Source organism: Microbacterium sp. 71-36, assembly GCF_001898305.1.
Taxonomy (GTDB): Bacteria; Actinomycetota; Actinomycetes; order Actinomycetales; family Microbacteriaceae; genus Microbacterium.
On record NZ_MKTP01000001.1, the window covers coordinates 856,148 to 869,131 of the forward strand.

The 12,984-nt window shown below is 70.3% G+C and carries 13 protein-coding genes; 7 read left to right on the forward strand and 6 right to left on the reverse strand.

Features of this window, described 5'->3' with window-relative positions; genetic code table 11:
- Window positions 1-8: 8 nt before the first annotated feature.
- The gene (locus BGO45_RS04250) at window positions 9-572 is read right to left on the reverse strand and encodes a TetR family transcriptional regulator (RefSeq protein ID WP_292691222.1); all 564 of its coding nucleotides are present in this window, start codon (window positions 570-572) and stop codon (window positions 9-11) included.
- A 74-nt stretch (window positions 573-646) separates the two neighbouring features.
- Between BGO45_RS04250 and BGO45_RS04255 the strand changes: the two genes are divergently transcribed.
- On the forward strand, window positions 647-1,405 hold the full coding sequence (locus tag BGO45_RS04255) for an SDR family NAD(P)-dependent oxidoreductase (RefSeq protein ID WP_292691224.1): 759 nt from the start codon (window positions 647-649) through the stop codon (window positions 1,403-1,405).
- A gap of 122 nt (window positions 1,406-1,527) precedes the next feature.
- Here BGO45_RS04255 and BGO45_RS04260 read toward each other — a convergent pair whose 3' ends face one another.
- Window positions 1,528-2,532, reverse strand: a complete 1,005-nt coding sequence (locus BGO45_RS04260) for a LacI family DNA-binding transcriptional regulator (protein WP_076494001.1) — start codon at window positions 2,530-2,532, stop codon at window positions 1,528-1,530.
- A gap of 165 nt (window positions 2,533-2,697) precedes the next feature.
- Between BGO45_RS04260 and BGO45_RS04265 the strand changes: the two genes are divergently transcribed.
- The 4 genes from BGO45_RS04265 to BGO45_RS04280 all read left to right on the forward strand — a co-directional run bounded on the left by BGO45_RS04265 (window position 2,698) and on the right by BGO45_RS04280 (window position 7,924).
- Complete coding sequence (locus tag BGO45_RS04265; RefSeq protein WP_292691227.1) at window positions 2,698-3,933, forward strand: extracellular solute-binding protein; 1,236 nt, start codon at window positions 2,698-2,700, stop codon at window positions 3,931-3,933.
- Between the two features lie 12 nt (window positions 3,934-3,945).
- Window positions 3,946-5,055 (forward strand): carbohydrate ABC transporter permease, encoded by a 1,110-nt coding sequence (locus BGO45_RS04270; RefSeq protein WP_292691228.1) that lies wholly within the window; start codon window positions 3,946-3,948, stop codon window positions 5,053-5,055.
- Window positions 5,056-5,135: 80 nt separating this feature from the next.
- Complete coding sequence (locus BGO45_RS04275) at window positions 5,136-5,969, forward strand: carbohydrate ABC transporter permease (protein ID WP_292692864.1); 834 nt, start codon at window positions 5,136-5,138, stop codon at window positions 5,967-5,969.
- A complete protein-coding gene (locus BGO45_RS04280) occupies window positions 5,966-7,924 on the forward strand; it encodes a glycogen debranching N-terminal domain-containing protein (RefSeq protein WP_292691230.1) in 1,959 nt (652 codons plus the stop codon). The genes BGO45_RS04275 and BGO45_RS04280 overlap by 4 nt, the downstream gene beginning before the upstream one ends.
- 99 nt (window positions 7,925-8,023) lie before the next feature.
- Here BGO45_RS04280 and BGO45_RS04285 read toward each other — a convergent pair whose 3' ends face one another.
- Window positions 8,024-8,500: a YbaK/EbsC family protein gene (locus BGO45_RS04285; protein ID WP_076494010.1), complete on the reverse strand. Its 477-nt coding sequence runs from the start codon at window positions 8,498-8,500 to the stop codon at window positions 8,024-8,026.
- Window positions 8,501-8,618: 118 nt separating this feature from the next.
- On the opposite strand from BGO45_RS04285, the gene BGO45_RS04290 reads away from it, so the two are divergent.
- Window positions 8,619-9,692 (forward strand): Glu/Leu/Phe/Val dehydrogenase family protein, encoded by a 1,074-nt coding sequence (locus BGO45_RS04290; protein ID WP_292691233.1) that lies wholly within the window; start codon window positions 8,619-8,621, stop codon window positions 9,690-9,692.
- Between the two features lie 57 nt (window positions 9,693-9,749).
- Here BGO45_RS04290 and BGO45_RS04295 read toward each other — a convergent pair whose 3' ends face one another.
- Genes BGO45_RS04295 through BGO45_RS04305 form a run of 3 tightly spaced genes read right to left on the reverse strand, consistent with a single transcriptional unit; the run spans window position 9,750 to window position 11,287 of the window.
- Window positions 9,750-10,178, reverse strand: coding sequence for an Lsr2 family protein (locus tag BGO45_RS04295; protein WP_292691234.1), 429 nt, complete (start codon window positions 10,176-10,178; stop codon window positions 9,750-9,752).
- Complete coding sequence (gene budA / locus BGO45_RS04300; protein ID WP_292691235.1) at window positions 10,171-10,887, reverse strand: acetolactate decarboxylase; 717 nt, start codon at window positions 10,885-10,887, stop codon at window positions 10,171-10,173. The genes BGO45_RS04295 and budA overlap by 8 nt, the downstream gene beginning before the upstream one ends.
- Window positions 10,888-10,939: 52 nt before the next feature.
- Complete coding sequence (locus BGO45_RS04305; protein ID WP_076494015.1) at window positions 10,940-11,287, reverse strand: Lsr2 family protein; 348 nt, start codon at window positions 11,285-11,287, stop codon at window positions 10,940-10,942.
- A 161-nt stretch (window positions 11,288-11,448) separates the two neighbouring features.
- On the opposite strand from BGO45_RS04305, the gene BGO45_RS04310 reads away from it, so the two are divergent.
- Window positions 11,449-12,948, forward strand: a complete 1,500-nt coding sequence (locus BGO45_RS04310; protein ID WP_292691239.1) for an amino acid permease — start codon at window positions 11,449-11,451, stop codon at window positions 12,946-12,948.
- The last annotated feature ends 36 nt before the right edge of the window (window positions 12,949-12,984 follow it).

A 12,984-nucleotide genomic window follows, 5' to 3' on the forward strand; every position in this document is an offset into this window, starting at 1 on the left:
CCGCGCCCTCACACGGCGCCGCCGACGGCGAATGCCCGCGCCAGCACATCCTCGGGCCGCCCCTCGTCGTGCTCGGCCCACCAGGTGAGCGCGGAACTGGCGACGGCGGCGAGTGCGTGCGCCCGGACGACGGCGGCGAGTTCTCCGGCCTCCGGGTCACGTGAAGCAAGGAATCGGTGGATGTCGTCCGTGAGCGCGGTCAGACGCGGGTCGGAGCGAAGATCGAGCGCCGCGGTGGCATGGATGACGCGAAGCCTCCGCCGCGTCACCTCGATCTGGTCGTCAGGGAAGACCGACGCGGTCACGTAGGCCGACCGCAGCGCTGTGAGCGCATCGTCGCCGTCGGTGAGCAGGGCGGCGCGGAAGCGCGCGACGAATTCATCGAGGCCGCCCCACACGAGTGATTGCTTGCTCGGGAACAGCCGGAACAGGGAGCGCCGACTCACATCGGCTTCGCGCGCGATGTCGTCCATCGACACCGCATCGAAGCCCTTCTCGTCGAAGAGGCGCAGGGCGACGAGCGAGACGGCATCCGGGGAGATCGTCCGCGGCCGACCGGGCGAAGGGGTCATGGCATCCTTTCGACACTCAGTGCTATAACGGTTCTGACGCACCTCGCGCCACCCGATCTCGAGGAGGAGTTCTCATGTCACTGTCGTCCACCGGACGTTTCGCCGGCAAGACCATCATCGTCACCGGAGCCGGATCGGGCATCGGACGCGCCACGGCCCACCGAATCGCGAACGAGGGCGGCCGTGTCATCGCCACCGACGTGGTCGCCGAGCGCCTCGACGCACTGACCGCCGAACTCGAAGGCCTGGACCTCGCCACGGTCGTGGGCGACGTCTCCTCCGCCGAGACGATCGACGCGCTCCTGGATGCCGCGGGTGACCGTATCGACGGGCTCGCCAACGTCGCAGGAATCATGGACGGGTTCCTGCCGCCCAGCGAAGTCGACGACGCGACGTGGGACCGCGTGTTCGCGGTCAACCTCACTGCTCCGATGCGCCTCACCCGCGCCGTCCTGCCCCGGATGATCGAGGCGGGAGGGGGCGCCATCGTCACCGTCTCGTCCGAGGCGGGCCTGCGCGGCTCGGCAGCGGGCGCGGCCTACACCTCGTCGAAGCACGCCGTGATCGGCTTCACCAAGAGCGTCGCGTTCTTCCACGGCCCTCAGGGCATCCGCGCGAACGCGGTGGCGCCCGGCGCCGTCGCGACCAACATCGAGGCGCCGATGCGCAGCGCCTACGCCGGGTCGCGCGTCGGCCCGATCCTGCAGACGATCGTGCCGCCCGTGGCGCAGGCCGAGCAGCTCGCCGCCGCGATCACCTGGCTGCTGAGCGACGACTCCGCCAACGTCAACGGCGCGATCCTGCCGAGCGACGGCGGCTGGTCCGCCATCTGACGCCCCCGGCGGCGGTGCCCCCCTCGCGCATCGCCGTCTCGCCCGTCGAGTGTCCAAGACACGCCGTTCGCGCCCCCGCGCACGCGGCGTGTCTTGGACACTCGGCACCCCTTACGGCGTGCTCAGCGGACGACGAGACGCGGTTCGACCAGCACGTGCGCCGCACCGGCGGTCGCGGGACGCGGGGCCACGACCGTCCCGCTCTCCCCCATCAGCAGGTCCAGAGCACCGGATGCCACGCGCTCGGGCAGCTGCTCGACGCTGGAGAGTCCGAGCGCCTCAGCGGCGGGGGTGTTGTCGAAGCCGATGACGGGGATGTCCGCGCGCCCGGCGACCGCGGCGGCGAGGTGCGCGCCGATGGCGAGCGAGTCGCTCGCGCAGACGATCCCGTCCACCTCGGGGTCGCGGGCGAGGCCTTCGGCGAGGACGTCGCGGGCGAGGGCGACGTTGTCCTCGACGACCCACCGCGGGCCCGCGGCCGCGCCGACGCTCTCGCGCCAGCCCCGTTCGCGTTCGTCACCCGTGCCCGACCCGGCGGGCCACCCCAGGAATGCGACGCGCCGGGCACCCCCGGCCAAGAGGTGCTCGGTGGCCGCGCGCGTCCCGGCGGCACCGTCCACGTCCACCCACAGGTGCGCGGGAGCCGCGACGTCGTCCTCGCCCCACGGCCGCCCGAACGACACGAACGGCAGGCCGCGTTCGTTGAGCCACCCCGTGCGCGGATCGCCGTGGAAGGTGCCGGTGACGACGACGGCATCCACCTCTCCGCCCTCGAGGAGGTCGCCGAGTCGGTCGATCTCCTCCTCCGCGGTGCGTGCGGCGTAGAGGAGGACGCGCATGTCGCGCTCGCTCGCGCGCTCGGTCAGGGCGTGGACGAATCGGTCGAGCACGACGCCGGCGATACCGCCGGCGTACGGATCGAGGTGGATGCCGATGGTGGAGCTGCGCCGCGTGCGCAGACGCCGCGCGGCCGCGTGCGGGCGGTACCCCAGCTCGGCGATCGCCGCCTCGACGCGCAGACGCGTGGCCTCGCGCACGATGCCGGGGGTGTTCACGACGTTCGACACCGTCTGCCGCGAGACGCCCGCGACCCGCGCGACGTCCTCGACGGTGGGGGCTTTCGTCATCCCGTCCTCCCGGTGTCTCGACGGTCATCGTAGGTCGGAGGCGACGGCTTGACAGCGCGGCCCGCCGCTCCGTACTTTAGTCGGACCAGAGTTTGAACGTTCAAACTCCTGGGCCCTCCGATCACATGCGGAGGGGTCGCATGCCTCATCGAAGGAGAGAGACACATGACACGGCACATCGCCCGCACCTGGCTCGGAGCCGGCGCACTCCTGGCCACCGGCGCCCTGACACTCACCGCCTGCGGTTCGGGTTTCACCGACTCCGGCAGCGCCGAGCAGTCCTCCGGCGGCTCGCTGTCGATCCTCATCGGGTCCTCGGGCGACGCCGAGACGCAGGCCGTCGAAGACGCCGTCGCGGCGTGGTCGAAGGAGTCCGGCGTCGACGCGAAGGTGCAGGTCGCGAACGACCTCCCCCAGCAGCTCTCCCAGGGCTTCGCGGCCGGCTCGCCGCCGGACCTCTTCTACCTCACGCCCGACGCCCTCGCCGGCTACGCGGCGAACGGGTCCATCGCCGCGTACGGCGATGACCTCGCCAACAAGGCCGACTTCTACCCCTCGCTCGTCGAGAACTTCACCGTCGACGGCAAGTTCTACTGCGCCCCGAAGGACTTCTCGACGCTCGCCCTCGTCATCAACACCGACCTCTGGTCGGCGGCGGGGCTCACGGATGCCGACATCCCGAAGACGTGGGACCAGCTGGCATCCGTCGCTCAGAAGCTCACCGCGGACGGCCGTGTCGGACTCGCGTTCGGCGCCGAGTACCAGCGCGTCGGCGCGTTCATGGCACAGGCGGGTGGCGGACTGCTCAGCGACGGCACGGCCGCCGCCGACAGCGCGGCCAACGTCGAAGCGCTGCAGTACGTCAAGACGCACCTCAACGACGGGAGCTTCGCATTCGCCTCCGACGTGGGCGCCGGCTGGGGCGGCGAGGCCTTCGGCACGCAGAAGGCCGCGATGACCATCGAGGGCAACTGGATCACGGGCGCCCTCACCGCCGACTACCCCGACGTCAAGTACACGGTCGCCGAACTCCCCGCCGGCCCCGGCGGCAAGGGCACGCTGCAGTTCACCAACTGCTGGGGCATGGCCGCCGACAGCACGAACCAGGAGAACGCGCGAGCCCTGGCCGAATACCTGACCGGCACCGACCAGCAGCTGGCGTTCTCGAAGGCGTTCGGCCCGATGCCGTCGATCCAGTCCGCCGCCGACGCGTGGTCGAGCGGGAACCCCGACCTGACGGCGTTCCTCGCCGGGGCCGAGTACGCCCAGTTCCCGCCGAACATCGCGGGTGCGGCCGACGTCATCACCGACTTCAACGCGCAGCTCGAGTCGCTGAAGACTGGTGACCCCCAGGCGATCCTGACGACCGTCCAGGGCAACCTCGAGGCCATCGCCAAGTAGGCGCGACCGTTCATGACCGCTCTCACCACCGCGCCTCGCCGCGCCGGGTCCTCCCCCTCGGGGATCCGGCGCGGCGAGGCCGCCGCCGGCTGGCTCTTCACCGCCCCGGTGCTGATCATCCTCGGCGTGTTCCTCCTCGTCCCGGTGCTGATGGCGCTGTGGGTGAGCTTCTCCGACTGGACGGGTCGGGGAAGCCCGTTCTCGTCGAACGTGAACTTCGTCGGGCTGGACAACTACGCCGCCGTCACCACCGGCGGCGGCCTCGCCGAGCGCGACTTCGGCACGGCTCTGCGCAACAACGCCTGGTACGTGCTCCTCGTCGTGCCGCTTCAGACGGCGCTCTCCCTCTTCCTCGCCGTGCTCGTCAACCGCGCGGTGCTGCGCGGCCGCGGCTTCTTCCGCACGGCGTTCTACTTCCCCTCCGTCACCAGCTCCGTCGCGATCACCGTGCTGTGGCTGTTCCTCTTCTCCACCTCGGGCGCGGTCAACGAGGCGCTGTCGTGGCTGGGGATCAACGGCCCCAACTGGTTCAGCGACCCGTCCGGAATCGTGCACAACGCCCTCGCGGCGATCGGCGTCGCGAACGGACCCGCCGCGCTGACCGGGAACACGTTCCTCGGCGTCTCGTGGTGGGACTGGCTGGGCGGTCCGTCCGTGGCGATGACGGCGTTCATCCTGATGGCGGTCTTCACGACCTCGGGAACCTTCATGCTCCTGTTCATCGCAGGACTGCAGAACATCGGCGGCGACGTCCAGGAGGCCGCGATGATGGACGGCGCGAACGGGTGGCAGCGCTTCTGGCGCGTCACGCTCCCGCAGCTGCGTCCCGTCCTCTTCACGGTGCTGACCCTGGGACTCATCGGCACCTGGCAGGTCTTCGACCAGATCTACACCGGCACCCAGGGCGGCCCCGGCAAGACCACTCTGACACCGGCGTACCTCAGCTACTCCTCGGCCTTCCTGTCGCAGCAGTGGGGGCAGGGCGCGGCGATCGCGTTCGTCCTGTTCGTGATCATCGTCGTCCTGACGATCGTGCAGCGGTGGGTGCTGCGCGAGCGACCCGTGTCACGCCGTCGTGCACGGCAGTACGAGGTGCGTGCACCGAAGGGAGGAACGCGATGACCACCACGGCCTCCCCCGAGACCACCGTCGCCGCAGGACAGGTCGTCGGCGGCCCGCGCCGCACGCCCGCGAAGCACCGCATGTCGGGCAAGGCCCTGCGCTGGCAGATCGCGCTGTACGCCTTGCTGTGCGTGCTCGCGCTCGTCTACATCTATCCGTTCCTCGTGCAGGTGGCGACCTCCTTCAAGCCGGATGCCGTTGCGGCAGCCGATCCGATCTCGCTCGTGCCGCAGCCCTTCACGTGGGCCGCGTACGAGCGGCTCTTCCTGCGGTCGGACTTCCCGGTGTGGTTCGCCAACTCCGCGGTGGTGACGGTGTTCGTGACGCTCGGCCGCGTGTTCTTCAACTCCCTCGCCGGGTACGCCCTGGCCCGTCTGCAGTTCCGCGGGCGCGGGATCGTCTTCGCGGCCCTGGTCGCGGTGATGGCGGTCCCGGCGGTGGTGCTGCTGATCCCGAAGTTCCTCGTGATCAATCAGCTCGGCATCTACGACTCTTACGCGGGCATGATCCTCCCCTTGTTGGTGGATGCCGCGGGCGTCTTCATCATGAAGAACTTCTTCGAGTCGATCCCCCCGTCCGTCGAGGAGCAGGCCCGCATCGACGGGGCGAGCACGTTCCGGATCTTCTGGTCGGTCGTCCTGCCGATGGCGCGTCCGGCGCTGATCACGATCGTGATCCTGTCCTTCCAGGGATCGTGGAACGAGCTGAGCCACTTCGTCATCTCGACCCAGTCGCCCGAGCTCACCACCCTGACCAAGGGCGTCGCCTCCCTCGCGAGCGGACAGCTCAGCCAGGGCAGCCAGTTCCCCCTCAAACTCGCGGCCGCGGCCATCATGACGATTCCGGTCGCCGTGGTGTTCTTCGTGTTCCAGCGCCGCATCATGAACGCCAGTGAAGGAGCCGTCAAAGAATGACCACCGCCCCCGCCGCCTCGACGGACGCGCCGACCGCCCTCGCCCCCGCCGATCCTGCACCGCTGCAGCCCCTGCTCAGTGACGCCGTGATCGTGCTGCGGGCCCCGACGCAGGTGTGGTCCGACCGCGACGGAGCCGTGGGCACGGCCGCCGTGCACGGGATCTACCACGGGGACGTCCGGCACGTCCGGGCGCTCACCGCGTCCTGCGACGGCTCGCCCATCGAGTGGATCTCGACGGCGCCCGAAGGGCCCTCGCGGATCGTGTTCGGTGGCGTCCTGCGCGGGATCGACGACACGACCCCCGACCCGAAGGTGCGACTGCACCGCGAACGCACGGTGGCCGACGGCCGCGTCGCCGAGACCTGGACGCTCCGCTCCCGCGTGGACGCCGCCATCCGCACGACGCTGCGGCTGCGCTTCCAGCCCGAGTTCGCCCTGCTCCACGAGGTGAAGTCCGGGCACGCCCGGCCCCAGCAGATCGAGGTCGAGATCGAGGCGGGATCGGCGTGCGTATCCGCCGGGCCGCAGGCGCTCGAGCTCACCGCGGACGGTGCCGAAGTGGCATCCGGTTCCGAGTTCGTCGAGGCGAGCTGGGAGGTCGAGGTCCCCGCTTTCGGCGAGGCCGCCGTGACGTGGGAGCTCGCCCTGCGCGATGACACGCTCGTCGTCGGCGGAGCCGCAGCGCCGGCGCGCTGGGATGCCGCGGCCGTCGCCGCCCAGGCTCACGACCCCCGCCTCGCGCGGTGGCTGACGACCGCGCTCGGCGACCTCGATGCCCTGCGGCTCGTGCTCCCCGACGACCCCGAGGACGAGTTCTTCGCCGCCGGCGCCCCGTGGTTCTTCACGCTCTTCGGCCGCGACTCGCTGTGGGCCGCGCGCCTCGCCCTCCCGCTGGACCGCGACATCGCGGCATCCACTCTCCGCGTGCTCGCGCGCCTGCAGGGCGAGGTCGACGACCCGCAGACGGCGCAGGAGCCGGGCAAGATCCTGCACGAGCTGCGCTCGTCGTCGCTGGAGATCCCGAGCGAGGGCATCTCCCTGCCGCCGCGGTACTACGGCAGCGTCGACTCCACCCCCCTGTGGATCTGCCTGCTCGCCGACGCGTGGCGCGCCGGGCTCCCCGCCGACGAGGTCCGCGCTCTGCTCCCGGCACTGCGCGGCGCGCTCGGCTGGATCCGCGACAGCGGCGACAGCGACGGCGACGGCTTCCTCGACTACATCGACCGCCTCGGAACGGGCCTCGCGAACCAGGGCTGGAAGGACTCCGGCGACTCGATCCAGTGGCGCGACGGGTCGCTCGCGGACGGCCCGATCGCCCTGTGCGAGGTGCAGGGGTATGCGTACGAGGCCGCTCTCGCCGGTGCCGAACTGCTCGCGGAGTTCGGCGACGAACAGGATGCCGGCGACATCGCCTTCTGGCGCGAATGGGCCGCCGACCTGAAGACGCGCTTCGCCGCCGCCTACTGGATCGAGACCCCCGAGGGCCGCTACCCGGCCGTCGCGCTGGACCGCGAGAAGCGGCCGGTCGACACCCTCACGAGCAACATCGGTCACCTGATCGGCACGGGAATCCTGGATGCCGACGACGAGGCGCACATCGCGGAGCTGCTGCGGGGCGCGTCGATGTCGAGCGGGTACGGCATCCGGACCATGTCCACCGACGCGGCGGGCTACTGGCCGCTGTCGTATCACGGGGGCAGCGTGTGGGTGCACGACACCGCGATCGCCGTCCACGGTCTGCGGCGCGCGGGTCTGCTCACCCCGGCGCGCGCGATCGTCGACGAGTTGTTGGATGCCGCCGAGGGGTTCGCGTACCGCGTACCCGAGCTGCACTCCGGCGACCCCCGCTCGGAGACGACGGCGCCGACGCCCTACCCCGCAGCCTGCCGTCCGCAGGCGTGGTCGGCCGCGGCCGCCGTGGTGTGCCTCACGGTCGTGGGCGCGACCGACTGACGCGTTCGGTGTCCAGGACACGCGGATGCCGCTCCGGCAGACCCGCGTGTCGTGGACACCCGGTCGCCGCGCGGGGCGTCGGCGCGCGACGCCCGGGCGTCAGGCGACGGGCGCGACCGTGCCGTCGGTCAACCGCACCAGCTCGTCGAAGGTCAGGGGGAACACCGTCTGCGGGGTTCCCCCTGCGGCCCAGATCCGCGGGTACGCCGCGAGGTCTTCGTCCACGATCGTCGTGAGCGGCGCCGGGTGTCCGGTCGGGGCGACTCCACCGATCGGCTGACCCGTCGCCGCCAGGACCTGCTCGGGCGTCGCCCGACGGATGCCACCGCGCCCGAGCCGTGCAGCGAGCGCTGCCGTGTCGACGCGGTGCGCACCGCTGGTCATCACGAGCAACGGCTCGTCGTCGCTCCAGAACACGAGGCTGTTGGCGATCGCTCCGACCTCGATGTCGAGCGCCTCCGCCGCGAGAACAGCGGTATGCGCGGCGGCGGGCAGCACCACGATTCCGGCGGTGATCCCCGCGCGCTCCAGCGCTGCGGCGACCAGACGATTGCGGGCGGAAAGAGACTCGCTCATCGCGCCAGCTTAGGGTGCTCGCTCCCACCGCCCCGGCGGGTCAGAATGGGAGGGGATGCCGCAACGCCGCGGCATCCATGACAGAGCCGCCCACAAGGCGACCGACCAAAGGAACGCGATGACCAACGCCCTTCCCCTGCCCGATTTCGCCCATGAGCGCGTGGAGGTGGTGACGGGACGCCGCAGCGGCCTGTTCATCGCCGTCGCCCTCCACTCCTCCGTCCTCGGCTCCGCTCTCGGCGGCGCGCGCCTGTGGACCTACCCGCGCTGGAGCGACGCCCTGGGTGACGCGCTCCGGCTGTCGGCCGCGATGACGTTGAAGAACGCCGCGGCCGGTCTCGACGCCGGCGGCGGCAAGTCCGTCATCGGCCTCCCCGAGGGCTCGGTGCTGGACGCCGATCGTCGTCGCGCCGCGTTCCTCGACCTCGGGGACGCTGTCGAGAGCCTGGGCGGCCTGTACCGGACCGCGGAGGACGTCGGCTCCACGACGGAGGACATGCTCGTCGTCAGCGAGCGCACCGCGCACGTGGTCGGCCTCCCCGACGCGGTGGGCGGTTCGGGGGAACCGGCGGGCCCGACCAGCCTCGGGGTCTACTCCTCGCTGGTGGCCACACTCGAGCGCGCCGTCGGCTCGGGCGACGTCGCCGGTCGCCGCATCACCGTCGCGGGTCTGGGTCAGGTGGGCGGCCGACTCGCCGCGCGCCTCGCCACCGAGGGCGCCGTGCTCACCGTCACGGACGTCAATCCCGCCAAGCGCGCCCTGGCTGCCGAGCTCGGCGCCGCCTGGGTCGAGCCGGGCGAGGTGCACCTGGTGCCCGCGGACGTGTTCGTGCCCGCGGGGATCGGCGGCGTCCTCACCGACGACGTCATCGACGCGCTCGACGCGCGCGCCGTGTGCGGTCCGGCCAACAACCCGCTCGCCGACCGTTCCGGAGCCGACCGGCTCGCGGCCCGCGGCGTGCTCTACGCCCCCGACTTCGTCGTGAACGCCGGCGGCGTGATCTACCTGGACCTCGAAGCCAAGCGTCTCGGCTCGCGCGAAGAGATCATGGGCCGCGTCGCCGGGATCGGCGACACGCTCCGCCGCGTCTTCGACGAGGCGGATGCGCGCGGGGTGACGCCGCTCGCCGCGGCGGAGGGCCTGGCCGCCGAGCGCCTGCGCGTGGGCGCGACGGCGAACGCGCTGGTCTGATCCCCCGTTGCAGCGAAGAACCCCGGACGCCGTGGCATCCGGGGTTCTTCGCTGTGGTCAGTGTGCCGCGTCGTAGGCCTCGAGAATCGTCGCGGAGATGCGGCCGCGGGTATTGATGGAATAGCCGTTCTCCTCCGCCCAGGTGCGCACGTCGCCGAGGTCGCGCGCGGAGCCGGAACGGGTCTTCGTCGCGCGCCGAGGGCCAGCGGGAACGGAACCGAGCGCACGACCCGCGGAGACGAACGGCTCGAAGGCGGCGCGGAGCTTCGTGGCATTCTCCGGGGAGAGATCGATTTCATACGCGCGACCCTCGACCGAGAAATGAATCGTGGTTCCGTCGTCGATGACCGATCCGTCGAGATCGTCGATGAGTTGCGTGATCTGCTTTTTCGCCATGCTTGAGATTGTAAGACCGGAGCGTGCACGTATTCCGTGAAAGATGGGCGACTTCACCCGAGGAATAACCCCACCGAAGCGGTCAGTCATTCACGGAAGAACGTCCGGCCCCGCCCTCGATCGCGGTGATCCGGTGATCTTCGCCGTGCGACAGTTCGCGCGACAGGAAATCCTCGTCGAGGGGAAGCCGAAGCGAGAAGTGCGCGAATGCGGAAACGCTCAGAAGTGCGTCGTCGATCGTCACGTCCAGCACATGACCGCCCACTCGACGGTCTTCGCTGAGGAAATGCAGGTGGAGGCCCGCGACCGTGACGCCCTGATAGACACGCGGCATCCAGAACCCCACGATGGTGCCCGCGCGGCGCGCGGTCTCGGTCTCGACCTGCTCCGCGGCGACCTCCGCCAGGGGCCGGAGCGGCGGTTCCTGCCGGGCGGTGACGCGCGTGCGGACCCGTGCCATCACACCGTCGATCCGCACGGCGTGGAAGAGATTGCGGCTGAGCAGTCGCGCCTCGACGGCCGCGGTCAGCCCGTCGAGGTCGACCCCCGCGACCGGCTCCCCCGCAGGCTCTCCGAACGTGCACACGTCGACGAAGGGGAGCATCTCGTCGTCGCGCATGCGCCGCGGCGCCCGATCCACCGTGCATTCGAACGCTTCGCCGTCGATCACGAGGACTTCGCCGCCGAGACCCTCGCAGCAACCGATGCCGGTGTCACCCCATCGGAGCACGTCGGACACGACGGCACCGGACGAGTAGATGCCGTCGAGGAGCGCGTCGAGCACGGCGAACTGCGTCACCGCACCCGAATTCAGCGCGGCGACACGTCCCGGGGGGAACGGGTTCGGATCCTCAGGAATTGGCGGCGCTGTACGCGTCGAGGACCGTTGCCGGGATTCGACCCCGGTCGCTCACGGTGTGCCCGTTCGCGCGGGCCCATTCACGCACGGCAGCGAGATCGATATCGCTGGCCCGGCGCGAAGAACGCGCACGACGGGGGGTGGAGTTCGATCGACCGACCGGGCGTGCCGCATCGACGAACGGCGCGACCGCCGCATAGAACTTGTCGGCGTTGCGGTCGGAGAGATCGATTTCGTACGAGCGGCCCTCGACCGAGAAAGTGATCTGCTTTCCGTCGCCCTCTTCGAGGACGCTTCCGTCGAGATCGTCAACCAGATGCGTGATGTGCTTAATTGCCATGGTGAGTGAAGAATACACCTTTCACCTATTCCACCCGCGAGAATCTCGGATGTGATAGCGCACTGCCTCCGTCGGGGCCAGCGATGGTCCGAACCCGGAGAACGCACTATCCTCCCGGGGCGGCGTTCGCTCCTGGAGCGCCCCGACGAAGGAAGTGCCGCGTGAGTCTTTTCCGCACGAAGTCGGTGGAGCAGTCCATCGCCGATACCGATGAGCCGGAGTTCCGGCTGAAGAAGTCCCTCAGCGCCCTCGACCTCACGGTCTTCGGCGTCGGCGTCGTCATCGGCGCCGGTATCTTCACGCTGACCGGACGCGCCGCGCACGAAGTCGCCGGGCCGGCGATCGTCCTCAGCTTCGTCGTGGCCGCGATCGCCTGCGGACTCGCGGCGATGTGTTACGCCGAGTTCGCGTCCACCGTTCCCGTGTCGGGCTCGGCGTACACGTTCTCGTACGCCTCGCTGGGGGAACTGTTCGCGTGGATCATCGGGTGGGACCTGATCCTGGAGATGTTCCTCGGGGCGAGCGTGGTGGCTCAGGGCTGGAGCGCCTACCTCGGCGCCTTCCTGGGCCAGCTGGGCATCGTCCTTCCCCCCGAGGTCTCCTACGGTGGGGCGATCGACCTTCCCGCCGTCCTGCTCGTCCTGGTCCTGGGCGGCCTGATGACGCTCGGAATCAAGGAGTCGCTGCGCGTCAACCTGGTCCTCGTGGCGGTGAAGCTCTTCATCGTGCTGTTCGTCATCGTCGCGGGCCTCATGTTCGTCAACCCGGCGAACTACCAGCCCTTCATCCCCGCGAGCGAACCCACCGAGGCCGCGTCGGGGCTCACGCAGCCGCTGCTGCAGTTCCTGTCCGGCCTCGAACCCGCGACGTTCGGCGTCGGAGGCATCCTCGCGGGCGCGGCGCTGGTGTTCTTCGCCTACATCGGGTTCGACGTCGTGGCCACGACCGCGGAGGAGACGAAGAAGCCGCAGCGCGACATGCCCATCGGCATCATCGCGTCGCTCGTGATCTGCACGATCCTCTACTGCGCCGTCGCCCTGGTCGTGACGGGTATGGTGTCGTACCGCGACCTCGACCCCGCCGCCGCCCTCGCCAACGCCTTCGTGTACCACGGGCAGGGGTGGATGGCGACGGTCATCTCCGCCGGCGCGGTCGCGGGGCTCACGACGGTCGTGCTGACCCTCCTCATCGGCGCGACCCGCATCATCTTCGCCATGTCACGCGACGGGCTGCTCCCCCAGCGTCTGGCGAAGGTGCACCCCCGGTTCCGCACCCCCTGGGTGATCTCGATCGTCGTGACGCTCATCGTCGCGGTCGTCGCGGGAGTGACCCCGGTGGGGGTGCTGGAGGAGATGGTCAACATCGGCACGCTGTCGGCCTTCGTGCTCGTCTCGGTGGGCGTCATCGTGCTCCGGCGCACGCGCCCCGATCTGAAGCGCGGATTCCGCGTGCCCCTGAACCCGGTGCTCCCGATCGTGTCGGCCCTGATCTGCACGTACCTGATGCTCAACCTGTCGGTCGAGACGTGGCTGCGGTTCCTGATCTGGCTGGCGCTCGGCTTCGTCGTGTATTTCGCCTACTCGCGTCGACACGCCCGCATCGGCGCGGGAGACTTCCTCGATCCGTCGAAGCCTCGGGTGGTCGGCCCGCCGAAGCGGTAGCGCCTCGAAGACCCGTGCCACGCCGCCGTCCCGGCC